Raw genomic sequence first — 24,592 nt, 5'->3', positions numbered from 1 at the left:
GTTTGAGGAATAATACTGCTTGGATGATCCGCTTTACGATAGTCCTGATCATACAGTTGATGTTTGTAACCATCACGGTTGCTCAAACCGGCACGATAGACAGTTTATTACAGGCTGTCTATCGCGCCGGTAATGACAGGGACAAGCTGACTGCCATACTGGGTCTTTGCGAAGAATACCAAAGCGTGAACCGCGATACACTCGATCATTATGCCTACAAGGCAAGAGAAATGGCTATCAAAACAGGTGATAAAAAAGCCATGGCATTGGCAGAGATAGCCGTTGCCAACGATTATTTCAGGTGGGGGTGGGTGGATAGTGCGGTAGTTGTTATTGAGCCCGTCTTAAAAGCAAACAAGGTTACCCTACCTGCGGAAAGGCCCATCTACTTCAAAGCAGCCAGGCAGCAGGCGCTGTATTATGGAAGCCGGGGCAAATACACGGAAGCATTGGCCAATTTATACAACATTGTGCGGGAAGCTGAAAAGCTGGGGGATACGATGGTCATCAGTACCAATATGAATACGATCGGCTCCATCGCGATCGCCCGGGAAGCGCCTACGGAAGCGCTGCAATGGCTGCGGCGGGCGTTGGCTTACCTGGATGAATTGCCCCGGTACAATATGGCGCGTGCGGCTGTGTATGTAAACCTGGCCCAGGCGCATTTATTAAGTGATCACCTGGATTCAGCGATCTATTATGGCGAAAAAGGGATCAGGCTATTAAGGAATGGACAAAACCTCAACACCCTGGCAATGGCCCTGCAAAGGCAATCCAATATCTACCTGAAGGCCGGCGAACATAACAAAGCAGAATCGGCGCTGCAGGAAATGATCCATGTGAGAGAAAAGTTGGGCGATGGAGCCGTATGGACAGATGATCATATTTCACTGATCAATTTTTACATCACCACCAAACAAATAGACAAGGCGATCGCCTACTGCAATGACAAACTTCAGCGGGGAGATGTACACACTGCGGTGACCGGTACGGCAAAAAACTTTACCAATACCCTCAACCTGCGTATTGGCTATTATGACCTGCTGGCCCAATGCTATAAGATCAAAGGCGATACAAAAAACTATGAGCAAACACTGGAGCAGATCATACTTGCCAAAGACTCTTTGTCGGATGCGGAAGCAGAACTGGCCATTGCAGAAATACAAACCAAATACGAGGTACAGAAAAAGGAGAACACGATCATACAACAACAACTTACCATTGCCCAAAAGAACAATATCTTATTATTGGGGCTCAGTGCAGGCGCCCTGGTAATTGTCATTTCCTTTATGGTGTTCCGGGATTACCGCAAAAAACAACGGCTCAAAATGGAAAAACTGATCGAACAGGAAAAACACCTGGCCATCAAAGCCATCGCCGATGCAGAAGAGAATGAGCGCAAACGCATTGCGGCCGACCTGCATGATAACCTGGGGGCCTATGCTGCTTCCATTGCCTCCAACCTCGATTTCATACAGGCCAATGGAGTAAGTGAAGAAAACCGTACGGCCATGGCCGAACTGAAAAACAATTCCCAGACCATGGTGGCGCAATTAAGTGATACCATCTGGGCTTTGAACAAAGACAGCCTTACCCTCACGGCCATCAGCGACCGGATCAAAGTGTTTCTCCATCGTATCCGGAAAAGTCACCAGGGCATAGAGATGGATGTAATAGAACATATTGAGCAGGATATTTCGATACCGCCCACCCAGGCCTTCCATCTATTCCAGGTGATACAGGAAGCGATTACGAATGTAGTCAAACACAGTGCCGCCAGCCAGATCAGGGTAGAGGTGGAAAGCAATAGCCATTGGAAAATAAGTGTTACCGATAATGGCCGGGGTATAAACCAGGAAATGAATAAATTACAGGGTGGAGGCAATGGACTGAAGAATATGCAGGCCCGGGCCTCGGTAGCAGGATGGCATATCACCTGGGAAGCCGTGATGCCTTCAGGGACTAAAGTGACCATCGAACCTGTGCACATTAAAAATTGATACCATGGAATTCAGGATAGCACTGGCAGAAGACAATGCAGTAAACCGGAATACTTTTATGCAGAAGCTAAAGGTGTCCGGACGGATGGAGCTCGTGTTTGTAGCGCGTAATGGCAACGAGTGCCTGGAGCAGCTAAAAGGATTGTCCCATACGGGTTTGCCGGAAGTGATCTTTATGGACCTTGAAATGCCTGAGCTGGACGGTATTGAAACCATCCGTATTGCCAAGTCACTGTATCCGCATATCCAGTTTATTGTGCTCACAGTGTTTGATGACGATGCTAAAATATTTGAAGCCATCAGGGCGGGTGCATCGGGGTATATATTGAAACATGAACCGGCCGCTGTATTGGAAGCTGCCGTAGTGGAAGTGCTGCAGACCGGCGGCGCCCCCATGAGCCCGGCGATTGCCCGCAAGGCCCTGCAGTTATTAAGCCGCGCTACCAGTCCGGCGCAGGAAATAACTACTACGCAGGAGATACCGGTCAACATTACCGAAAGAGAACAACAGATTTTACAACATATGGTAAGCGGATGGGATGCCAAGCGTATCGCGGTGGAATTGCAGGTAAGCGTGCTCACCATCCGGAAACACATCGCCAATATTTATGATAAGCTGCATGTCAACTCCCGCGCACAGGTGATATCCCTGGCCCATAAGAACAAATGGCTGAAAGGGTAGGAGGGATTACACGTGGTCGATGCGTATCCACCGCATACCCGCAGCTTCTGCTGCCCGCACACCGGGAAGCCCATCTTCGAATACCAGGCAACGGGCAGGTGCTACATCCAGTTTGGCGGCAGCGGCCAAAAAAGGATCGGGAAAAGGTTTGCCGCGCGCCGTTTCTCCCGCACATATCAATACCTCCACCAGGTTACTGATGCCCAGCATCCGGAGGGTGCGTGACACCGAAGCACGGCTGCCGCCCGATACCACCGCGATCCTCACCTTGCCTGCATGGGCCTTTAAATGCTCCACTACAAATTCGATCGGTTGGGTTTCCTGGATAAAAGATACTTCATACATGGTATTCTTCTGCTGGGTAAAAACCACGGGATCAAAATCGGCGTGGTACCGCTTTTTGATCTCTTCAGCCACCTGGATAATAGGCCAGCCGGCCAGTTCATCAATAATGGCATCATCCAGCTCAAACCCGTACATGGCTGCCACAGCCCGGTAAGAAGCCTTGTGTGCGCCCATATTATCAGCCAACGTACCATCACAATCATACAGGAAAGCATCAAAATCACCGCTGCTCAGCCTTGTAAGAATTGCCTGTTTGTCGGGTAAGGAAGAAGGACCGGTCATATACAAGTGGGTTAAATAATTTTACGCAAATAAGCATCGAAGAACCTCGAAAACCATCCCCGGCCGGCAATGCTCCGCTCTACCAGGATAATACCGGCTGCGGCTGTGCACATACCTGCCAGCACATCCAACACATAATGATGGCTCGTATATACAGCCGAGCACCAGATGCCTGTCATGATCGCGGCAAAAATAATATTAATATACCCGAGCCGGCCTTTGGCTCCATAAAACAACACAATGACGGGGTAAGCCGAATGCAAAGAAGGCATGGCCGCAAAAACATTGGAGCCCTTGGCATACAAGGATTGAAAAATGGTTACGCCTGCCAGGTCATCAAATCGTTTCAGGCCGGCTGTATTACCGGGTGTCGAAGCCACAAAATTAAACCCATGTTCCTGTACATACCAGGGCGGTGCTGCCGGATAAATATAATAGACCACAAACCCCAGCAGGTTCACCACAAAAAAAGCAAGGGCAAACTGCAGGAACAAAGGCCGGTTCTTAAAGAACAACCAGGAAGCAAACAACAACGGAATAGGCACCCAGCACAGGTAAAATACACCACTCAGCAGGTCCAATGTCCAATGATGGTGCTGCTGAAAGTATTCATTGGGGGTAAGGACCCCTGTGTCGGTGGTAATACCAAACCATGCTTTTTCGGCATGGTACAACCCTTCAATATGCACATCCCTGAACAGGTAATTGGGGAAGGCCTTCATATAGTCAAAGATGATCCAGTAAACAATGAATATTGAAAAGCCGGTGATGAATTTCCGGGTAATGCCCGAGCTATAGTACAGCCCATTAAAGATAACTATCAATACAAGTTGGTCCTGCTTAAAACCTACCAGTAGTATAGACAGGAGCAGGTAAGTAACAGAGATGAGCGTTGTTACCAATAGGGTCCTGGGAGCAAAAAATGGGGCCGGGATAGTGTTGAACATATTAGCTTTTCTTCTTCCTGGGAAAACCAGATCTTAAAATAACGTCCCACAAGGAGGAGCTGACTCCATATCCCTTGGTGGGATCATCATAATGGTGCAGCATATGGTGTTGTTTCACCTGCTTCATTAGGGAGCTTTTAAAATTATAATGGTGCATGGCATAATGCATCATATCATATGCCAGGTAGCCAGCAATAAAACCACTGTAGAATGGATACAGGTAGAGCTTGTTATCAAACAGCATGTAAAACAGGAAGTAAAAACCAATGGCCAGCGGAATGCTGGCAGAGGGCGGCATCACCAGCCTTTTGGCATCTTTGGGATAATCATGGTGCACACCATGGAAAATAAAATGGATGCGCTTGCCCCAATCGGAAGAGGGTTCAAAATGGAAAACAAAGCGGTGCAATAGATATTCTGTGGCGGTCCATACAATGATACCCGCTGCCAGGAACAGGAAATAATAAACCAGCGATATACCCCCATCAAAAGCACGCCAGGTCATGAACCCGATCACGGGGATATAAATAAACAGGGGAACTGAAAAGTGAACTTTTGACAAAGCTTCCATCCAGTTGCTTTTGAACATCCTCACCGATTCGGTACCATTTGAAACATACAGCTTTTTCATCACCACAAAATTTAAAACAGGAAATCAACTTTTGGCCACATCCTTTAAGACCTTCTTTCGTTCTGAAACAGCTTTGCCGGTAGCCGGGTCCCAGCCACTCAATTCGAAATACTCTATATCGGGCGACCACATAGAGCCGCCGGTGATCTTAACAAAAATACGGTCCAGTACCATCAATTGCTGGTTGATGGGCGCATATATCTTGTATTTGCCGTCTGCCCCTTTCTTCAGGGTCATTGAAAAATGCGAATAAGAGACCAGCTTAATGATGTAGCTGCTATCCGCCTGCATCTTTGCTTTTACGCCATAAGCAAAAGTTCGCTGGATCCAGCTCAACTCTGCCCGTTGCTTTTGCTCTGTATACCGGATCCAGAAAGGATGAACAGGATTGCGTACATCCAATTTGCCATCCTTGAAATTTAATTCATACACAACAGTGTTGTGGTTGGGCGTCCGTTGCAGGTAAAACAGCTGCAGCACATCTCTTTCCGGAACGGGAAAGCCCTGTTGTGCTGCACCAAGCAAAAAAGTCAGGCAGCACAAGGCCATCAAAAAAAGATTACGCTTCATACTTTATTATCAAGTGCTTTTTTAGCATCCATTAACCTTTTAATAGCGGTAATATTGGTCAATACAGCCATTACCGTAATAGGGATCGTAAAGACCGACATCGTTTCAAATACATGGAATGGGATTCCTGGTACCGATAGCTTATAATCGCCGCCAATAACAGAGGCGGTAATGCCGCAGGCGATAGCCGACACGGCCGTCAATACCACCCTTTCCGGCCTTTGCATCAACCCGCCCTTGTTTTCAATACCCAATCCCTCACTGCGGGCCCGCGTATAGCTCACCATCATGGAACCGATAAGTGCTATAAAGGCAAACAGGGAGCTTAAGAAATAGTGATGGGCCACCAGGTAATAACAAATACCCAGGAACATAAACATCTCACTATAGCGATCCAGCACGGAATCATACAAGGCACCAAAGCGGGAACTCATATTGCCGATCCGGGCTACCTGGCCGTCCAGCATATCAAACAAACCGGCAAACAGGATCAAAGCACCTGCCCAGCCCACATACGACAGGTCTCCCCGGTTGCCTTCCTCGGCCCCTACAATAAAAACGACCGCTACACCAATATTCAATACAAGGCCGGTGGTGGTTACGAAATTGGGTGTTACGCCCACCTTCACCAGGCCCCTGACTACAGGGTCTATAATACCATAAATACCTTTTTGTAAACGATCACGCAAAACGATCTGACTCATAGTCTGAAGATTTAGATCAAAAATCAAACTTTACCCTTGCCCTGATGCCCCAGTCCGGCGCATCCGGATTCTCGAGATAAGTAAGCCGCTTCACCAGGTCTACGCGGAGTACTTTAAAAATGTTCCCAATGCCCACATTGGCTTCTATATAGGGCTTCTTGTCCAGTGAAAAAGTGGTGGTTTTACCATCTTCATCTGTAGGGAACAAGAATGTATTCTTGTTGTAAGCAGGATTATTTTCCTTTCGCACACCGCCATACAGCAGTTTGAAGCCAGCCACTTCCCGCAGTTTCAGCTTTTTGATCAGTGGCAGTTTATTGAAAATAAACCCGTTGAAATAATAGTCCGTACTTACAGACACATAATGATCGCTTACAAACTCCATGAAGTTCATCATATTGAAAGAGTTAAGCTGGTAAGCATAGGTCTGGTTGGCCCGGTGGATGGTAAGCAGCGGGTAGGGGAGCTGTCCAAAAGTATAACCCCCTTCTGTAACCACATCTGCATAACCAAATTGTGACAGGTAAAACCGTTTGAATATATTAAGCGTTACCTGCTGATAATCGTAATCGCCATTGACAAGGCCCTTGATACCGGAAATATAACGAAGGCGGAAAATAGGGTACTTATTATAGATAGGGATACGATAGGCCTTGCCCTGGTAAAACTGCTCATGAGGTGCCCAGCGCAGCTCTGCGGAAAGCTCGGTGGTAGTGATATCCGGAACCGTGGTCAGATCGCTGCCATTGGGCTTTTGATAAACAATAGTGCCTGCGGCCTGTTGCTTCCAGTTCTTAAACCCAAATGTGTAACTGATATTCTTACCAAACTCCCGCACATATTCTGCCGTGAAGATGTCGTTGTATAACCATTTGTTGTTATCTCCCCGCTTAAAAGAAAGCAGGAAGTTATCTTCCTGTACAAACTGTAGTTCCTGTCCCGGTATCTTCGTATCATGCTGGAAGCTCACCCGCAGAAAATTCAGGGGGAAAGAATAAATGGATTTTGCGTTGAAGGAGTAAGCGCCTGATAAAAAATACTTGAATTTCTCGTCTTTAAAGCCATAAGCGGCATAGGTCTCAAAATAAAGCCGCTTGCTGAACTTCGGTGTACTGCGTCCACCGAACCGGAGCCTGAATCCTTCCACCGGGTTAAAGCTATAAAACGCATTGACCGGTCCGATGTCAAATGGCCCGGCAGCTTTGTACCCGGCCAGGAAGAAAGTAGCCCAATCCATCAGCCGCCGGTATGACCTCATATTTTTAAGGCTGTCCATATTCGTGTAGGCCTTCTCCTCCGTAGCAGAGAGGGCTGCATGCCGGTTTACCACCAAAAAACTATCCGTAGTGGCAGCAGGTGCATCCACCATCACTTCAGTTTTGCCTTCATATACCGAATCGGGGCCCGGTTGGTTGATCACGTAATCCTTGTAAGAAACAGAGCGTTCACCCACCAGGCCACCGGAAGCTTTTTTAGATAAGGCAAACTCTGAAAGTATATCGCTCATGACTACATGGTACCGGCCATCGGTACCACGCTCGAAATCCTGTTTAATACGCAGCTCCCTTGTCCAGTTGAGGTTGGCATGCCTGGTCAGCTCCATTTGTATCTTCTGCACCGCATAGTTACTGTCGAGGGTCACGTACATCATTCCCCTGAACAAAAGGTCATTGGGATTGCGGGGGGCGAAATTCAAACGCACCAGTTTGATACCATCTAATTCGATAGTATCCCGCAGGTAGAAACGGTAAAAAGTAGGAGCGAGGTCCGAAATGGGACTTAATAATTGATTCGACAGTAAAGTAATATTGGGCTCGTAAATGTCGATAGGCATGTACATGCTATTCAGGTAGCGGGTAATACCGTCATTGTCTACAAACTCACCAAGGTTCACTTTCTTTTTGGCCAGTACATAGGTCTTTTCCTTGCGGGGGGCTTTACGGTAGAACTTGTTGGAGATAGTTTCTTCGATATAAATAGGCACAAGGCTTTTCCCTTCGATCTTCGAAGTATCCTGGTTCTCTACCAGGAACCTGTAATTCTTCAAAAGCCGGTTGTTCATCAGCTTTTCCGGTTTGTTGGTAAGAGAAAGCTCCATTTTCTCGTACTGCTGGTATTGTAAGAAATCAGCAGCGCTCATTCGGTTGCGGTCCCTGTTGTCCACTACCTTCCTGATCAGGTCTACCGCCGGGTTGTTCTTATTGCTGTATTTGGTCCTTCTTCTCTTGTTCACCACCACAGCTTCCATCTCCTCCGGTTCCATAACAACATCGAGGTCTTGTGTGGTGCCGGCAACGATCGTTTTCTGCAATACCTTATACCCGGCAAAGGAAAACTGCAACGTTATATTTTTCGGGTTGGTGGTGGAAATTGAATACCTGCCATCCTCGTCGCTCACCACGCCCTTGCTGCCTTTGAAATATACGCTCACAAAAGAAAGCGGGGTGCGGGTTTGCGCATCCCTTATAATACCTTTCACCACCGTTTGTCCCTGTGCACCAAACGCCAGGCAGGTAACAAAAACGAATAAGGTTAATCCTTTCCTGAAATCAATCAAACTGCTCATCATCTACCAATTATTGCTAAACACAAAATTTTTTTGTAACGGATAATTATACAGGAAAGCAACCAGTAGCGAAGTAACCACTTTCGATGCCGCATAATGAAACCCGGCACAGGAAGCAAGGAGGAATACTCCTCCCGTATTTAACAACAAATTGCCGGTCCATACCAGCGCGTATTTGAAAAGCTGTCTTACTGCCCTGTCATCCTCCGCCTGAAAAACCCAATGCCTGCCTATTAAGAAATTGATCACGCCACCTGTTATAGTACCCGCTGCCGCCGCTGGTACTACCGGTGCATTACACCATTGTACCAGCAGTACCGTCATCAAAAAATCACATCCCGAAGCCACCAGTGAAGCCATATTGGCTTTCAAAAAAGTGATCATGTCAAAACAATTTAGCCATCACCATGATCCTGAGTAGCACCTGCGCGTACACGCCTGCCAGCACATCATCCGCCATTACCCCCACGCCACGGGGCAGCAACTCTGCCTTCCTGATGCCCAGCGGCTTGACGATATCAAAAAAGCGAAACAACACACAACCAATAAAAATATAAACAAGGTTATGAGGCAGGAAAGCCAGCGTGATCATCATGCCTGCCACCTCATCGATGACGATCTTATTGCTGTCATGCTCCCATACCGCTTCCATCCTGGTGGCGCTCCAGGTGCCTGCCGCCAGCAGCAGGATCAGCAGTAAGACCTGGTAATTATATCCCATCGGGAAAAAGTACCAGGCAATACAAAAAACAACTGCGGCGGCTGTGCCTCCACCTTTTGGGATGAAGCCAATACCCCCCGCAGTTGCAATTATGCTGGCAATGTTGGTCATAGTGCCGGCACAGTTTCCTGGGTCGCTGTCAGCGCAGGAATATCCAGGGGTTCTTCCTGCATCATCGTGCGCAAAACATTTTTCAGGGTATTCAGTTGTTTGAAAATATCATTCTCTGCTGGTACGCCATGTTGCGTTTGCGGTGACTTCAGGTAAAAAGACAACCAATCCTGCACACCATACATGCCTGCGCGCTGGGCCAGATCGGCAAATAGCGCGAGGTCAAGCACAAGCGGCGCTGCAAGAATAGAATCACGGCAGAGGAAATTGATCTTGATCTGCATGGGATAGTTCAACCAGCCAAAAATGTCGATATTGTCCCAGCTCTCCTTATTGTCTCCATGCGGAGGATAATAATTGATCCGGATCTTGTGGTACAGGTCGCCATACAGATCGGGATGCAGGTCCGGACGCAAAATGTCTTCCAGTACGCCTAACTTGGAAACTTCCTTCGTTTTGAAATTCTCTTCATCATCCAGTACCAGCCCATCCCGGTTGCCCAGGATATTGGTAGAGTACCAGCCTGAAACACCCAGTGAGCGGGCTGCCAAACCAGGCGCCACCACCGTTTTCATCAGGGTTTGCCCTGTTTTGAAATCCTTGCCGCCAATAGCTGCCTTGTTCTTGCGGGCAAGCTGTATAATAGCAGGAATATCGGTCGTTAAATTCGGTGCGCCATTGATAAAGGGGATGCCCTGGCTCACGGCTGCATAGGCATATACCATGCTGGGCGCAATCGCTGCATCATTGTTCTTGAGCCCCGCTTCAAAAGAAGCGATGGTTTCATGTACGGCTGATGCCTCGATATACTTCTCTGTAGAGCCTGTCCAGATCACCACCACACGGCTTAGGTTATTGGCCTTCTTAAAATTGTCAATATCCCTGATCAGCTCCTGGGCGGCATCCCACCGGGTAGCTGATTGCTTGATAAATTTGCCATCCAGGTTCCTTACATAATCCCTGTCAAAAAAGGCGCGCATCGGCTTTATGAGTTCCAGTTCGGGCCTGATGGAGTCCAGCAAACGCTGGTCAAGCACCCGTGCATGCGTGGCTGCCTGGTATACATTGTCCTCATAAATATCCCATCCTCCAAACACCACATCTTCCAGGTTGGCCAGGGGAACGAAATCCCTGATCAAAGGAAAACGGTCTCCTGTTCCACTACCCAATTCGATATGCCCGGTTTGCGTGAGCGATCCGATCGGTTTGGATAAGCCTTTATTGGTTGCGATAACTCCTGCGATCATTGTAGATGCTACTGCGCCCAACCCAGGGAGCAGGATGCCTAATTTTCCTTCTGCCGGCAATACTTGTTCTTTCATAATCCTTATTTTAATAATTATATCCAATTGTGTTGACGGTACCAGTGTAAGGTCTCCCTGAGTCCCTGCTCCAGGGTATACCGGGGACAAAACCCCAGCGCTGCTTTCGCCTTATCGATACTGCAGTGCCAGTTCACGGCCGTGAGTTCGTTCAGTTTTTCTACATTGAGTGCTGGTGTCTTGCCCCGCCATCCGTACACCCGCTCCATCCCAAAGGCAAGGGCTTTGATCATGCCATGCGGCACATGTAGCCGCCATGTTTTCCTGTTCAGTATCTGCTTGGAGAACTCAGCCAGCTCATATTGCCCGTAACTCCGGCCATCAGAAATATTAAAAGCCACACCCGACAGCTCAGTACACAAAGCATTAATAGCAACAGAAGCCAGGTCCTTTACATACACAAAACTCAGTTGCTGTTCAATTTTCCCGATATAGGCTTCCATACCGCGACTAATAGCGCGCAATATGATCAGGATATCCTTTTCCCGCGGTCCATAGACTGCAGTGGGGCGTAAGATGATCAGCGGAAGGAGTGGGAGTACCTGAAGCTGGCGCTCTGCCAGCAACTTACTTCTTCCATAAGCTGTTACGGGAGCAGGAACAATTTCTTCCGTGATCAGCATTTCCCGGTTGTTCAATGGGCCGAGTGCTGCCAGGCTGCTGATGAAAACAAACTTTAGCAGCTTGCTGCCTAACCCTTGCATCGCTGCACGGGCCAGGTTTACTGCATAACCCGCATTGATAGCGTTATAGGCTTCCTGCGAGCCCGTCCGCGTAGTGCCGGCTGCATGAATAATATATTGACATCCTATTTCTTCCAGCTGTTTTGCCAACAGCTCTACATTCGTATAATTCAATTCACAGAACCCGATATCATATCCCTTCAAATGCTGCACATCACTGCCAGCCCGTACGGCTGCATAAACGGTAAATCCTCTGCTCAGGGCTGCTTCAATCAAATGAAACCCAATGAAGCCACTTGCTCCTGTTATGAGAATTCTTTCCTTCATAGGGGTTTTTCGTAGATTCGGTAGCGCTTATATACCTTGCCATTCATTCTTTTAATGCCCTGATTCATCAGTTCATTGTCCTCCAGTATCCAGGAGGCTTCGCCTCCCGTCATCTTGCGTGCACCAGCCCTCCTGATAATGGCGGCATAAAAGCAGGCTTCAATACCCAACTTCCTGTAATCTTTCACAACACCCAGCGCCAGCACACGTACACGGTTCACCTTCTTCATGCCGAGCAGGAGTTTGAAGATGCCTGTGGGAAGTAATCTGCCACGCCGCACCTTGATCAGTATCTGGTTGATGTCAGGGATCGCCAAAGCAAAGCCCACTTGCTTACCCTGGTGTTCTGCAATCAGGCAAAACTGCTCATCCAGCACCATCTTCAGGTCTTTGGCCAGGTAGCTGAATTCCTTGTCCGTCATCGGTACAAAGCCGAGGTTCTTGTCCCAGGCAGCATTGTACACTTCCTTCACTTTCAGTGCCTCATTGGCGAGGTCTTTCTTATTAACAGCGCGGATGGTGATGTCCTTTGTCTTTAGCCTGGCCAGTAGTTTTTCTTCCAGTTGCAATGGCCGGTCATCCACCATGCCGATGGGCAGGTCATAAGCCAGCAGGTCGACTTTCTTGCGCAGGGCAATGGCCTCCATCAGCGAAGCGTAATAAGGTTTGTTATAGACCATCATAGCCAGTGGTGGCAGATCAAATCCTTCCAGCAGCAAGCCGCAAGGCTCATTGGTGGATGGGTTGACCGGACCAATAATGGTAGTAGCGCCCTGTTCCTTTAGCCATTGTTCAGCAGATGCAAACAAAGCAGCAGCTATATCGAGGTCATTGATGCATTCAAAAAAGCCAAAGAACCCGTCGGTCGTATTATTAAAAAGATTGTGGTTGTTATTCAGGATGGCAGCAATCCTTCCACTGATGGCGCCATCCCTGTAAAACAGGAAAAGCTGCACCTTTGAATGGTCATGGAAAGGATGTTTACCGGGTGTCAGCAGGTCGCGCTGTGCAATGAAAAGCTCCGGTACATAGTTGTTGTCACCCGCATACAGATCGTGTGGGAAATCAATAAAAGCTTTCAGTTGCTTCGATGTACGTACAGTTACGATACCAGTCATGCGCTTGCCTTTTTCAATTCGAGGCCAATGCCCAGCATAAGGGCTGTCTCTCTCATCTTGTCCACTGCTTCTTCAATCTGGCTGAAGGAATGGGTGGCCATTAAGGAGAGCCTTATGAGGGATGATTCTGAGGGAACAGCCGGCGATACGACCGGGTTCACGAAAATGCCATTGTCCTGCAACGCTTTCGTAAACAGGAAGGTTTTATGGTTGTCGCCGATCCGCACTGGAATGATGGGGCTTTGCGTATCACCTGTATTAAACCCATTTTCCTTCAGCAGCATCGTCATGTGGTTGGTATTGTCCCATAACTTATTGATGCGCTCAGGTTCTTCTGCTATAATATCGAGGGCTGCAATCACGCTGGCTGTAGAAGCGGGTGTCATACTGGCGCTGAAGATGAGTGACCTGGCTTTGTGCTTCAGATAATCGATTACATCCCGGTCGCCTGCTATAAAGCCGCCCAGGGAAGCCAGCGATTTGCTGAAGGTGCCCATGATCAGGTCCGTTTCCTGTGTAAGGTTAAAGTGAGAAGCGGTGCCTGCACCATTGGCGCCAATTACACCCAGGGCATGGGCATCATCTACCATAATGGCGGCGCCATATTTATCGGCCAGCACGGCTATTTCCGGCAAGCGGGCTATATCCCCCTCCATGCTGAAAATGCCATCTGTAACGATCAGTTTGAAAGCATCTGTGGGAAGGTTTCTGAGGCGGTGTTCAAGGTCTTCCATATCATTATGGCGGTACTTGATCACTTTCGAAAAAGAAAGCCTGCTGCCATCGATGATCGAAGCATGATCATACTCATCCAGTAAGAGGCAATCTGCGCGGCCAGCCAGGGCAGATAGTACGCCCAGGTTGGCCTGAAAGCCGGTACTGAAAAGGACAGCGTCTTCCTTTCCTGTATACGCAGCCAGCCTGCTTTCCAACTCTACATGAAGATCAAGCGTACCATTTAAAAAACGGGAACCGGCGCAGCCGCTGCCATATTTTTCAATAGCACGGCTGGCAGCTTCGGCTATCCTTGGATGATTGGTAAGGCCTAAATAGGAATTAGAGCCAAACATCAACACACGCTTTCCATTTAGCATAACCTCTGTGTCCTGTCCCGACTCAATTACCCGGAAGTAAGGATAAACGTTTTGCTCTCTGATCAGATCCGCGTCCCGAAACAATGAAACCTTTTGCTTTAGTATATTTCGCATGTATCAACTTTCCACTTGTTTATTCCGGCATTGGAATAAGCACAAAGTTGAAGATGACCGGACATTTCGGCAATGTCTGAAAGTCCCCGTAATATGTCTAAAATTCTTCTCGTTGCATGCACCTGAAATATTTTATAAAATACATTTCAACACCTCGAACAATAGTAGTCCGGGTTTGTTCTAGGCGCCGGAATCCCCGCTGGCAGGCACACAAAAGCCGTTGCCATAAAGGCAACGGCTTTTGTATCGTACATCACTAAGCGCGTTTTCGATAGTCGGAGGGGGTTACCCCTGTATAACGTTTGAAGAATTTGCTGAAAAAGAATTGATCACTGAAATAGAGATGGTCTGCCACCTGGGCAATGGTCAAAGAGGGATCACGTAGTAAATTCTTGGCTTCAACGATCACCAGGTCATCAATATACTTGCCGGCCGTTTTCCCCGACACCTTCTTTACTGTTTGGGTAAGGTATTTCGGCGTTACATAAAGTCTGTTGGCGTAAAACTGTAAGCTGCGTTCGGTCTTCACATGCTCCGGCAGTAAGGCCAGAAACCGCCACAGCAGCTCCTCTTTGCGGTCATGCACCAACTTTTTCTGGTTGGAATACTTGTAATACAGGCCGGCCAGTTCAAACTGGAAGACATTAAAAAAATGGCGTACCACCTCGGCGGCAAAAGGATTGTCGTCTTCGGCAAAGTTCTTTTCCTGCAACATTTTGATCACTGCCATAAACCGGGAGGCATCTTCCGGAGACAACTGCAGGTGGGTACAAGGACTGCGGGAGAGGTATTCGAAAGAGTCTATATGTCTTTGGGATATGCCGGCTTCAAAAAGGAAGTCGGGCCTGAAGGCCACGCAGGCGAGGTCGCAGCTGTGCGCTGAATCTGATGGCTGCCGTATGGTGTGCGGCGGTACGATCAGGAGGTCATTCTCCCGCAATACATATTCCTGGGAATTCAATTGAATACTCAGAGAATCAGCTGCTTGCTTATTCGAAACAAGAACAACCCAGTAGGAGTCGGACCGGAAAGGTTGGTGAAAATGGTGTTCATGGCCCTTAGGCTTGCGTAGCAGGATCTGAAGATCGTCCGGATACCAGGAATGACCGGCAATGTCCTTCAATTCCCTGATTGTATGTAGCGCAACAGGATTAGCTTCCATACAAACAGGTTGAGGTGGACATTAAAAGTATACCTGGTGCTGGTATATTGGTTAATATACGATGGACCAATTTGAATATCATAGCAGTATAGGTTTCCCAACTCCCCTGAACCATACAGCGTGGCAGGAAGGTCAGATCAAGTTGAAAGAAAAGAAACACCGGAAGTTGGTAGATGGTTCGCAACTGTTGGTAAAAAAGTAACTTTTTTTTAAGATAGTTAGCTTGGTGGGCCTGCAGATCGTACCTTGCCTTCACTTATTGTTTATTTATAATGCAACCCATCTCCATTCCGCTCAGCAAAACGAAGATCCTCCTGTTGTTGGCAGGCGCTATATTATTTGTTGTTGGCGGATGCTGGATGCTTGTAAAAGCGCCTACCGTTAGCAACCCTGTCCTTTCCAATATATACGTGGTAAGGACTGTTGGTGTGGCCGCCGTTCTCTTCTTTGGGCTCTGCGCAGTCTATGCTGCCCGTAAATTATTCAGCACCCGGCCTGGCTTTGTAATCGATGACTTCGGCATAACGGATAATTCCGGTGGCATTTCAGTAGGGGCCATTCCCTGGAGCGATATGCTGAACATAACCATTATGATGGCCCAGCGGCAAAAGTTCATTATGATCCATGTTAAGAACCCCGAGGATTATATCAACAAACAAACCAGCTTTATAAAGCGAAAAATGATGCAGATGAATCATAAGGCCTACGGCTCTCCGCTGGCCCTCTCTGCTAATAGTCTGCGTACTTCTTTCGGAGAGTTGTTCAATCTCCTGCGCGATCAGTTTGAAAAAAGGAACAAGCCGCAATAGCGTGGCTATCCATCTATGGAATATAAAGGATTTCTTACATTCGTACCGTTCTTTTATCCCATATACCATGAAAATTACCATCGAAACCTATCAGCCTGCCTGGGTAGATAAATTCCAACAGGAAAAAGCGATCATAGAAGCTGCACTGGCCCCACTTGCGCCCGTGGTAGAGCATATTGGCAGTACTTCTGTACCAGGCTTGGGTGCTAAGCCCATCATCGACATGTTGGTGGGAGTGGGGCAGGAGGCACAGCTCGATCAAACCATCCAGCCCATGATGGCAGCCGGGTATACCTATTTCCGTAAACATGAACCCGCCATGCCTTACCGGCGCTTTTATGTGCGACTGATCGGTCCCCTGGGACAAACAGCACCAGCCAAAGTTGATATTGGTGAACCGTTTGTAATCGGGCAGGATTTTAAGTCCGTTACGCATATTCACTTATTGGTAAAGGATACTATCCACTGGACAAGACATATTGCCTTCAGGGATTATTTGAGAACCCATCCGGATATTGCTGCACAGTACGACACCTTGAAAAGAACCATTTCCTTACGGGACTTTAAGGATGGCATAGCTTACAATGAAGCCAAAGACCACTTCATGAAAAAAGTGGAAGCGGAGGCGTTGGATTGGTACAACCATTTGTGAGCGTTAGCATATCTTCTGGTCATTGCTCGTGTAAATACAAATCACATCGCTGCTTTAAAACAAATGTCTCCTTAATTCAATATTTTTGCCGCCCAGATATCAAAAACACATGAAACAATCCTTAGCGCGTATAGCCCTGGTAGTAGACGATTACGATGATGCCATTGCATTTTATACCCAAAAATTACACTTTACTTTAATAGAAGATACTGTCTTAAACCCTGTCAAAAGATGGGTGGTGGTATCCCCTCCCGGATCAGACGGCTGTTGCCTGCTCCTGGCCAAAGCCGCCAACGAAGAACAAAAGAGCAGGGTAGGGAACCAAACCGGTGGCCGCGTATTTCTCTTCCTCTATACCGACAATTTTGCGCGCGATTACCAGAACCTCCTGGATCAGGGCATCACCATTGTACGCGAACCTGTGCTGGAAACCTGGGGCCGCGTGGCCGTGTTTGCCGACCTCTACGGTAATATGTGGGACCTGATCGAACCAAAATAAAGCTGGCACTAATGGAGCAAGTAGAAAAGGTCAATAAATTCTGACGGGTTATTGAGCCAGGGGAGTATCTCATTGAATTTTGTACTATCTTGAAGGAACCCCATGCGCCCCTTTCTGGTATGTATATTTTGTTTAATCTCAACACTGGCAGCTGCCGGTGATACTGTCTTTCTAAAAGTTCATTTTCTATATGGCTCCAGACCTTTAAAGGAATACCAGGACACAGAAAAGAAATGGTTTGGCGGCATATTAGGAGGTCATGTTGGCATTGAAGGAGACAGCAACAGGATCATCAATTTCCTGCCCTCAGGCTCCTTCCACGTGTTTAAAAAAGAAAATAACCGGCATAGTACTTATGCCGTCCATAATGAAAATAGTTTCTACGCCATATTGGGTGGCGATCCCGATAGTGTAAAGAAGACCATCATCTATATCCCCGTTACTACTCAACAAAAACAACAGTTCGATAGCATTGCTGCCGCCTACCTGGCACAAACACCTTACGATTACGCGCTTTTCGGTATGCGATGCGGTGCCGCATCTTATGAGATATTGGGGCAATTGGCCATTGTAAAAAGCTATGCACGCAAGAAAACAGCTAAAAAGATATTTTATCCTAAGAAACTGCGGAAAAGATTACTCAAAAAAGCGGCTGCCAATGGCTGGACGATTGAACGACAGGAAGGATCACACAAAAGAAAGTGGGAAAAGGATTGAGTGCGTAACTTTAGGTAGTGATTGCTATAAAACTGATACGATGGAAAAGAATATTATCAAATCCATAGAGATCAATACCGCCGCATCAAAGGTCTGGAATGCCCTGATCAATCCTGATATCATCATTCAATATTTCCCCGGAGTAGAAACACAAACAGATTGGAAGCCAGGCAACGAAATCCGCTTCATTCATCAACAGCAGGGACAATCGGTCAGTGATAAGGGTATCATTCTTGACTTCGTACCTCCGCACCTGTTACGGCATACCTATTGGACGCCCTTTTCTGGTTTGGACGACAAACCCGAACATTATACCACCGTTTCCTACAGTCTTTCGGAAACCGACAACAGAACCATACTAACTGTCACCCAAACCAATTTTAACAGTGAAGAATGGTGGCGCAATTCCCAGGCCGGATGGGATGATGTGTTAACAACCATTAAAAAAATTGTAGAAGCATCATGATGATCATTGCAGAAACCCCGCGGCTGTTACTCCGCGAACTGACTGTAGCCGATGCCCCTTTTATCTTCGAATTGGTCAACGAACCTGCCTGGATCGAGTTCATTGGCGATAAAGGTGTAAGAACTATAGCGGATGCTGAAAATTACATCATCAACGGACCACATAAAAGCTACGCGACAAATGGCTTTGGTCTTTGGCTGGTGCAATTGAAAGAGCAAAACAGTCCTATCGGTATGTGTGGATTGATCAAAAGAGATGCCCTGAAACATGTTGATATAGGTTTTGCCTTCCTGGCTGTCCACAATGGCCAGGGATATGGTTATGAAGCCGCCACAGCGGTGCTGGATCATGCCAGAAACAAGATTGGATTAAAGCATATCCTGGCCATCACCAACCAGCACAATGTGCGCTCTATCCGCTTATTGGAAAAGCTGGGCCTTAAATATGAAAGACTGATCACCATGCCCGGCGACGCCAAACCCATCCGCCTCATGGGCGCCAGCCTACAGCCTGCCACCTGATGGCCGCTAACCAAAGGCTAACAGCTAAAAGCTAAGAGCTAACAGCTTTCTATCCCATAATTCATTATTTTTGTTTGACTTAACCGGTTATTATGCAGGATGCGATCATAGAATTAAAGCATATTAATGTATACCAGGGCACCAACCTCGTTTTGCAGGATGTGAACCTCAAGGTGCAAAAAGGTGAGTTTGTATACCTGGTGGGCAAAACAGGCACCGGCAAATCAAGCCTCCTCAAGACCCTCTACGGCGATCTCCCCCTCAAAGAAGGTGATTGTACCGTGGTAGGTTTCAACCTCCGGGAAATGGATTGGAAAAAAGTGCCCTTCCTGCGGCGCAACCTGGGCGTGGTATTCCAGGACTTTCAGCTGCTCACCGACCGTAATGTCAATGACAACCTCAAGTTTGTATTGCGCGCTACGGGTTGGAAAGATGAGAAACTCATGGACGAAAAAGTGTTGGATGTGCTCGATAAGGTAGGCCTCAAATCAAAAGGGTTTAAGATGCCTTTTGAATTAAGTGGTGGCGAGCAACAACGGGTAGATATTGCCCGGGCACTGCTCAATTCACCCAAGCTGATCCTGGCCGATGAGCCTACCGGTAACCTCGATCCTGAAACCTCCGATGAGATCATGCAGCTCCTGTTCCATATCTCCCGCGACTATGGTACCGCTATCGTGATGGCTACCCATGACTATATCGTGATCAACAAATTTCCGGCGCGCATGGTACGGACAGAGCGGGGCCGGGTAATCGACAATGCAAGCATCGATATGGTATGATCTCTGTATTAATTCCCGTATTCAATCAGGATGTCAATATATTGGTAGCCCGGCTAAGCGCCGGGCTTTCCTATATAGGGCAGGCCGGTGAGATCATTGTGATGGAAGATGGATCTGCCCCCGCTTATCAGCAAATAAACAGCCCGATTGCCACACTGCCTTTTGTTCGCTATATAGCCCATGCACAAAACCAGGGGCGCGCCCGGATCCGGCAACTGCTGGCAACAGCGGCAAAGGGCGAATGGTTGCTTTTCCTGGATGGTGACAGCGAATTATGCAGAGATAACTTCCTCCGGCAGTACTATGAGGCCATTCAGACCAACACCGGCGTGGTGGTGGGAGGCAGAACATACAGCCCGGCGCCTCCCGGCGATTGTACACTTCGTTTACACTGGAAATATGGATCAGCAAGAGAGGGCAGAAGGCCTGGCGATCAGCAACAGCCTGCTTTTATGACCAATAATTTTCTTATTGAGGCTCAATATTTCAATCAATTGTCGTTTGATACCGGTGGCGAAGGATATGGCCATGAAGATACCTGGATTGGTATCCAGTTGGAGAAGGCTGGCATACCCGTGCGCTATATTGATAACCCCGTTTTGCACGCAGGGCTTGAAAAAAATACAGTATTTATAAGTAAGTCGGAAAATGCCCTGCATAACCTGCACCAATTGAGTGCCCGGGTTCCTGGTGAAGTGCTGGCCAGGCATGTAAAGTTATTCAGGATGTATCAAACACTCAAGGCCTGTAACGGCCTGTGGGTAGTAAAAGGAGTGTATAAATTGTTGGGCAGCTACATTACGCGCAACCTGCATTCCTGCCATCCTTCATTAACACTCTTCGATCTGTACAGGTTACAGTACTTTATTCGTCTGCACGATCCCCGCTCGTAGCTCGCAGCTCAACGCTCGTAGCTTGCTTCTCCCTGCCACACCAGCTTTATAAGTTGCCTGGTAAGTTGTCCGTGATTCATAAAAGGCGCTAATATCTCTTTGCGCAGCAATAATTCGTGTTCATCAAAAGGTTGGTGATACAATTGAATGATGATCGATTGAAAAGCTTCGGCCGTAGTAGCTACATGGCAGGCTGTTTCCACGCCTGAATTGTTGACCATGGTAGGATTCACTACACAATGCCTGCCGCCGAAAAGGGCATTTAACAATTTGACCGACCTGCTTTTCCGGCAAAAAGAAGGCAGTACATGGATCTGCGCTTTCCTGATCAGGTCATGCATTTCCTGCATAGAAGGATTGGCGATCAGGCAGGCATGGCCATGCAGGTTCACTTCCCGCTCAAGCCGCGGAGAAGGGTTCTTGCCTGCTATAATAAAAGGTACATCGATCTTGTTGAAGATATTGGTGAGCAGCCAGATCGCTGCTTCTTCATTTTCCGCTACAGAAAGGTTTCCGTGGTACAAACAAAAACAGCCAATGCCCGTTTCCGTTTCTACCGAAGTAAAAGGCAGCATAGGAGGGAGGCATACTACCTTACGCGCGTGCAGCTTCTGCCGGTAGATCGCCACATCCTGTTCCGACAATGCCAGGAACATGGCTTTATCGGCAATTGTCTTTTCATAATTCTTCAGTAACCGGCTCTCGTGGTGATAATAGATCTTCTTCAGCGGCTGCAATACGGTCGTTGTTTTGCACAACTGCTCGTAATATTCATGTTCCACATTCATCAGCCTTACCAGCGTTTGCCGGTTATTAAACCGTTCATCGTTCAACAGATAGGTACAATGAATACCTTCTAATAATATTGGATAATTGTCTTCCAGTAATTTCTCCCGCAGTTGGTTGCAGGAGCGGGAAGCTACTATATAGGGAAGCTTGGGTGAGATACATTTATGTCCTGTCAACCGCTGGTAATAATGCACCGTAGCACAATACTGATCCAGCTCTGGTTGCTGGCCACGACCGTCATCAAAACAATGGAGGTGAACCTTCACGCCTGCGCCATGCAACGCCTTCACCGTACAAAAAACATCGATTACGCCGCCATAATCTATGGGGTAAGGAACATCCGACGAAACTATATGTATGTGCTTTTCCAAAATGCTATGCTCAGGTATTCGTTGAATAAAAAGCAACCAGTTTTTTTTCTTCCTGTTGCCAATTAAAAATTGTTCTCGCAGCTACGCAGTTTTGTTGTAATTCCTTATATAAAAGCTCATCATTTAACAATCTGTTAAGTTGACCAGCAATGCTGTCAGGGCTCAGGTCGTTAATTAGAACAGCGATCGGGTACTGATTGTTTATTTCCCGGTAAACCGGGTAATCCACACCCAATTGTGGAATTCCGGCCTGTAAGTAATCAAAAAAGCGATTGGCCAGCGAATAATAGTTACTTAGACCCTTATTTTCAAACAAAGTGACCCCAATCCACGCATTAACGGTATAATCACGTAATTCGTGTGGCAATATCCTTCCTTTAAATATAACCCGCTCTCCCAATCCATGGGCTGCTACCAGCGCCCGTGCCTGCTCCATAAAATTGCCATCCCCGCAAATGATCAGGGGCGCGGCTACCTGTTTCATGGCCGGGATCAACGTCTCAAAACTCCGGCCCTCATTCACCGTACCCTGGTATAAAATGTATTTCTCTTTTTTTACCGGGATCGTCAGCGGCTGCAGCACGGGTACATTGCGCACTACGCCATAATCCACGCCATACATTTCCTTAAACGCATCAGCGATCGGTTGGTTTACCGTATAGCCCAGGGGGAAGCGGGGAACGGCAAAGCGTTCGATCCGTTTCCAGAACCGGTAAACCCCCGGGCGGGTAACTACCTCCTTCATCTCACAGAATAGCTCGTGGGCGTCATATACCCGCGGGATGCCCTTCAGCACAGAAACCCCGTAGCAGGGTAGGATAGTGTCCAGGTCAATGGCGCAGATAATGTCTATTTTGGTGATTATCAGGTAGAAGAATAGCCTGATATTGTATTCGATATAAAATCCTTTGCCTTTTGTGAAGAAACAGGACAGCCTTTTCTGGCGGAAGGGCTGTTCGCGGAGCGGCACAGAACCCGGCATTTTCCGGCCCACCAGCGTTACCCGGTACCCTGCCTCGCTCAGCGACGTACAGATCCGTATCATACGCTGATCGTAGCTAAGATCGTTGGTAACAGTACATACAAGTTGCTTCATGCCGGTAGGAGGGGTGGGTTAAGGAATAAGCGGAGAGGCCGCATATATTTTCTCAATGATCTCTACCGTTTTCAGCGCTTCACCGGCTTCCACAAAGCGATAGCCCGGATTATCCAGCGCCTGGATCAGGTGCTGATATACCTTATCGTGGTTGCTCATACTGCCTTCATAAAAGCCATAATTATTGGAGGATTGGCCGGCTGGTAATATGGGGGCGGTTTCATCCTGTACGGCAAAAAAGTCAATATTGTTCAGGTATTGCCCCCCGATCTTCACCGTACCCCGGTCGCCAAAGATCGATACCGAACCTTCCATATTTCGCTGATGACTGTTGACGGTATATTGTAAAGTACCAATAGCGCCACTGGCTAACTGCAGCATGGCCACCCCGGTATCTTCAAAGTCGATGGCATCTCCATGTATAAAGTTGGAACGCATGCCCTGTGCAGATGTTACATCGCCCAGCAGCCAATACAGGAGGTCAATAAAATGGCTGAATTGGGTAAACAGGATGCCACCATCCAGTTCCCGGGTACCGTGCCAGCTATCGGCATAATAGGCCACCGGCCTGTTCCAGAAACAATTCACCTGAAAACTGTGGATCTTTCCCAGCTTTCCGGCTTCCAGCAGCTTTTTAACCGCTTCTACCGGTGGGTTATACCGGTTTTGCTTTACCACATATAGCTTTTTACCTGCTTTTTCCGCCGCAGCCATCATCCGCAGCCCGCTTTCCCGGGAAATGCTCATGGGTTTTTCGCACAACACATGGCAACCGGCTTCCAGGGCGCTGATGGCATGGGCTGCATGCAGGCCATTGGGCGTGCACACGCTTACCACATCCGGTTTTTCGGCCCTAAATAATTCATTGACAGAGGGGTAGGGCCTTGCTGTATACTTGCCGGCCAATTCTTCCGCCCGCGAAAATGTTGTATCACATACGGCCTCCAGCACGCCCCGGGCAGCAATCTGGGCGGCATGCCGGCGGCCTATATGTCCACAACCTATAATGGCAAAACGGTAACTCATTATTGTAATCGCTTTATCTTTGTTCCTCTATATCTGCTCCTTATCGCTTTCTCCGCTTTTCCCACCATGGTGTAAAAAAAACGGGCAGGCAAGATATTAAAATCACGATTAATTCCATACCTTTGCCGCCAAATTATAGAAGAAGTAAAAAATTGGACGTTCTAAAAAAAAATTGAGATGCCGTATTTAACCAAAGAAAAAGTATCAGATATCTTCACACAATTTGGCGGAAAGGCCACCAATACCGGTTCTATTGAAGGTCAAATTGCTTTGTTGACAGAGCGCATCAATGGGATTTCCCAGCACCTGCAACAAAATAAGAAAGATTTCTCTACTCACCGTGGATTGATGAAAATGGTAGGTCAACGCAAGCGCCTCCTGAACTACCTGAGCAAACACAACCTGCAAGGGTACCGTCAATTGATCGAGAAACTCGGAATCAGAAAGTAATCAGTATATGCTTTAAGATACTATTCCCAACTGTCGAAACCAGTTGGGAATACTTGTTTTACTGACATGCTGATTTCGCAGATCTTAAATTGTTTTTTAAACCTGGTTGCGCTCACAAACCACTCCTTCCCGCCTGTCCGTT

27 protein-coding genes are annotated in these 24,592 nt (G+C 47.6%); 11 read left to right on the top strand and 16 right to left on the bottom strand.

Translation table 11 applies throughout. From position 1 onward, the window contains the following. Window positions 1-23 precede the first annotated feature (23 nt). Window positions 24-2,000: a tetratricopeptide repeat-containing sensor histidine kinase gene (locus D3H65_RS09940; protein WP_119050162.1), complete on the top strand. Its 1,977-nt coding sequence runs from the start codon at window positions 24-26 to the stop codon at window positions 1,998-2,000. A 4-nt stretch (window positions 2,001-2,004) separates the two neighbouring features. Then, the gene (locus D3H65_RS09935) at window positions 2,005-2,682 is read left to right on the top strand and encodes a response regulator transcription factor (protein WP_119050161.1); all 678 of its coding nucleotides are present in this window, start codon (window positions 2,005-2,007) and stop codon (window positions 2,680-2,682) included. Window positions 2,683-2,688: 6 nt separating this feature from the next. Here the strand turns inward: D3H65_RS09935 and D3H65_RS09930 are convergent, their stop codons facing one another. The 13 genes from D3H65_RS09930 to D3H65_RS09870 all read right to left on the bottom strand — a co-directional run bounded on the left by D3H65_RS09930 (window position 2,689) and on the right by D3H65_RS09870 (window position 15,379). Next, window positions 2,689-3,309 carry an HAD family hydrolase gene (locus D3H65_RS09930; protein ID WP_119050160.1) on the bottom strand — a complete coding sequence of 207 codons (621 nt, stop codon included), beginning with the start codon at window positions 3,307-3,309 and terminating at the stop codon, window positions 2,689-2,691. Window positions 3,310-3,320: 11 nt separating this feature from the next. Then, complete coding sequence (locus tag D3H65_RS09925) at window positions 3,321-4,256, bottom strand: phosphatase PAP2 family protein (RefSeq protein ID WP_119050159.1); 936 nt, start codon at window positions 4,254-4,256, stop codon at window positions 3,321-3,323. A 1-nt stretch (window position 4,257) separates the two neighbouring features. Beyond that, a complete protein-coding gene (locus D3H65_RS09920; RefSeq protein ID WP_119050158.1) occupies window positions 4,258-4,887 on the bottom strand; it encodes a sterol desaturase family protein in 630 nt (209 codons plus the stop codon). Between the two features lie 24 nt (window positions 4,888-4,911). Continuing rightward, window positions 4,912-5,457 carry a DUF4833 domain-containing protein gene (locus D3H65_RS09915; protein ID WP_119050157.1) on the bottom strand — a complete coding sequence of 182 codons (546 nt, stop codon included), beginning with the start codon at window positions 5,455-5,457 and terminating at the stop codon, window positions 4,912-4,914. Then, a complete protein-coding gene (locus tag D3H65_RS09910) occupies window positions 5,454-6,161 on the bottom strand; it encodes a CDP-alcohol phosphatidyltransferase family protein (RefSeq protein WP_119050156.1) in 708 nt (235 codons plus the stop codon). Before D3H65_RS09910 ends, D3H65_RS09915 begins: the two co-directional genes overlap by 4 nt. A 16-nt stretch (window positions 6,162-6,177) precedes the next feature. Further along, window positions 6,178-8,727 (bottom strand): DUF5686 and carboxypeptidase-like regulatory domain-containing protein, encoded by a 2,550-nt coding sequence (locus D3H65_RS09905; protein WP_119054461.1) that lies wholly within the window; start codon window positions 8,725-8,727, stop codon window positions 6,178-6,180. 3 nt (window positions 8,728-8,730) lie between these two features. After that, window positions 8,731-9,111: a GtrA family protein gene (locus D3H65_RS09900; RefSeq protein WP_119050155.1), complete on the bottom strand. Its 381-nt coding sequence runs from the start codon at window positions 9,109-9,111 to the stop codon at window positions 8,731-8,733. 1 nt (window position 9,112) lies between these two features. Next, window positions 9,113-9,559, bottom strand: coding sequence for a phosphatidylglycerophosphatase A family protein (locus D3H65_RS09895; RefSeq protein WP_119050154.1), 447 nt, complete (start codon window positions 9,557-9,559; stop codon window positions 9,113-9,115). Next, entirely contained in the window at window positions 9,556-10,881 is a 1,326-nt protein-coding gene (locus D3H65_RS09890; protein ID WP_119050153.1) for an inositol-3-phosphate synthase, read from the bottom strand. Before D3H65_RS09890 ends, D3H65_RS09895 begins: the two co-directional genes overlap by 4 nt. 17 nt (window positions 10,882-10,898) lie before the next feature. Continuing rightward, on the bottom strand, window positions 10,899-11,891 hold the full coding sequence (locus D3H65_RS09885) for an NAD-dependent epimerase/dehydratase family protein (RefSeq protein WP_119050152.1): 993 nt from the start codon (window positions 11,889-11,891) through the stop codon (window positions 10,899-10,901). Further along, window positions 11,888-13,009, bottom strand: coding sequence for a GNAT family N-acetyltransferase (locus D3H65_RS09880; RefSeq protein ID WP_119050151.1), 1,122 nt, complete (start codon window positions 13,007-13,009; stop codon window positions 11,888-11,890). Before D3H65_RS09880 ends, D3H65_RS09885 begins: the two co-directional genes overlap by 4 nt. After that, window positions 13,006-14,217 (bottom strand): serine palmitoyltransferase, encoded by a 1,212-nt coding sequence (gene spt / locus D3H65_RS09875; RefSeq protein WP_119050150.1) that lies wholly within the window; start codon window positions 14,215-14,217, stop codon window positions 13,006-13,008. Before spt ends, D3H65_RS09880 begins: the two co-directional genes overlap by 4 nt. Window positions 14,218-14,473: 256 nt before the next feature. Then, complete coding sequence (locus D3H65_RS09870) at window positions 14,474-15,379, bottom strand: helix-turn-helix domain-containing protein (RefSeq protein WP_119050149.1); 906 nt, start codon at window positions 15,377-15,379, stop codon at window positions 14,474-14,476. Window positions 15,380-15,651: 272 nt separating this feature from the next. Here D3H65_RS09870 and D3H65_RS09865 point away from each other — a divergent pair, with 272 nt between their 5' ends. From D3H65_RS09865 to D3H65_RS09830, 8 genes are all read left to right on the top strand, one after another. Beyond that, a complete protein-coding gene (locus D3H65_RS09865) occupies window positions 15,652-16,188 on the top strand; it encodes an STM3941 family protein (RefSeq protein ID WP_119050148.1) in 537 nt (178 codons plus the stop codon). A 67-nt stretch (window positions 16,189-16,255) separates the two neighbouring features. After that, the gene (locus D3H65_RS09860; protein ID WP_119050147.1) at window positions 16,256-16,840 is read left to right on the top strand and encodes a GrpB family protein; all 585 of its coding nucleotides are present in this window, start codon (window positions 16,256-16,258) and stop codon (window positions 16,838-16,840) included. 109 nt (window positions 16,841-16,949) lie between these two features. After that, window positions 16,950-17,339, top strand: a complete 390-nt coding sequence (locus D3H65_RS09855) for a VOC family protein (RefSeq protein WP_119050146.1) — start codon at window positions 16,950-16,952, stop codon at window positions 17,337-17,339. A 102-nt stretch (window positions 17,340-17,441) separates the two neighbouring features. Next, window positions 17,442-18,056, top strand: a complete 615-nt coding sequence (locus tag D3H65_RS32885) for a hypothetical protein (RefSeq protein WP_162915529.1) — start codon at window positions 17,442-17,444, stop codon at window positions 18,054-18,056. Between the two features lie 40 nt (window positions 18,057-18,096). Further along, a complete protein-coding gene (locus D3H65_RS09845) occupies window positions 18,097-18,522 on the top strand; it encodes an SRPBCC family protein (RefSeq protein WP_162915528.1) in 426 nt (141 codons plus the stop codon). After that, window positions 18,519-19,043 (top strand): GNAT family N-acetyltransferase, encoded by a 525-nt coding sequence (locus D3H65_RS09840; protein ID WP_245999716.1) that lies wholly within the window; start codon window positions 18,519-18,521, stop codon window positions 19,041-19,043. The genes D3H65_RS09845 and D3H65_RS09840 overlap by 4 nt, the downstream gene beginning before the upstream one ends. A 92-nt stretch (window positions 19,044-19,135) precedes the next feature. Beyond that, window positions 19,136-19,825 (top strand): cell division ATP-binding protein FtsE, encoded by a 690-nt coding sequence (locus D3H65_RS09835; RefSeq protein ID WP_119050143.1) that lies wholly within the window; start codon window positions 19,136-19,138, stop codon window positions 19,823-19,825. Further along, window positions 19,822-20,718: a glycosyltransferase family 2 protein gene (locus D3H65_RS09830; protein WP_119050142.1), complete on the top strand. Its 897-nt coding sequence runs from the start codon at window positions 19,822-19,824 to the stop codon at window positions 20,716-20,718. Before D3H65_RS09835 ends, D3H65_RS09830 begins: the two co-directional genes overlap by 4 nt. 8 nt (window positions 20,719-20,726) lie before the next feature. Here D3H65_RS09830 and D3H65_RS09825 read toward each other — a convergent pair whose 3' ends face one another. From D3H65_RS09825 to D3H65_RS09815, 3 genes are read right to left on the bottom strand one after another with little or no spacing between them, the layout of a single operon-like run. Next, window positions 20,727-21,878, bottom strand: a complete 1,152-nt coding sequence (locus D3H65_RS09825; RefSeq protein ID WP_119050141.1) for a glycosyltransferase — start codon at window positions 21,876-21,878, stop codon at window positions 20,727-20,729. 10 nt (window positions 21,879-21,888) lie between these two features. After that, window positions 21,889-22,974 (bottom strand): glycosyltransferase family 4 protein, encoded by a 1,086-nt coding sequence (locus D3H65_RS09820; protein WP_245999715.1) that lies wholly within the window; start codon window positions 22,972-22,974, stop codon window positions 21,889-21,891. 18 nt (window positions 22,975-22,992) lie between these two features. Continuing rightward, entirely contained in the window at window positions 22,993-24,000 is a 1,008-nt protein-coding gene (locus D3H65_RS09815) for a Gfo/Idh/MocA family protein (protein ID WP_119050140.1), read from the bottom strand. Window positions 24,001-24,177: 177 nt separating this feature from the next. Here D3H65_RS09815 and rpsO point away from each other — a divergent pair, with 177 nt between their 5' ends. After that, window positions 24,178-24,450, top strand: a complete 273-nt coding sequence (gene rpsO, locus D3H65_RS09810; protein WP_119050139.1) for a 30S ribosomal protein S15 — start codon at window positions 24,178-24,180, stop codon at window positions 24,448-24,450. Window positions 24,451-24,592: the final 142 nt, after the last annotated feature.

It is taken from the genome of Paraflavitalea soli, assembly GCF_003555545.1.
GTDB classification, from domain to species: Bacteria; Bacteroidota; Bacteroidia; order Chitinophagales; family Chitinophagaceae; genus Paraflavitalea; species Paraflavitalea soli.
This window is presented reverse-complemented; position numbering and strand designations above follow the sequence as displayed.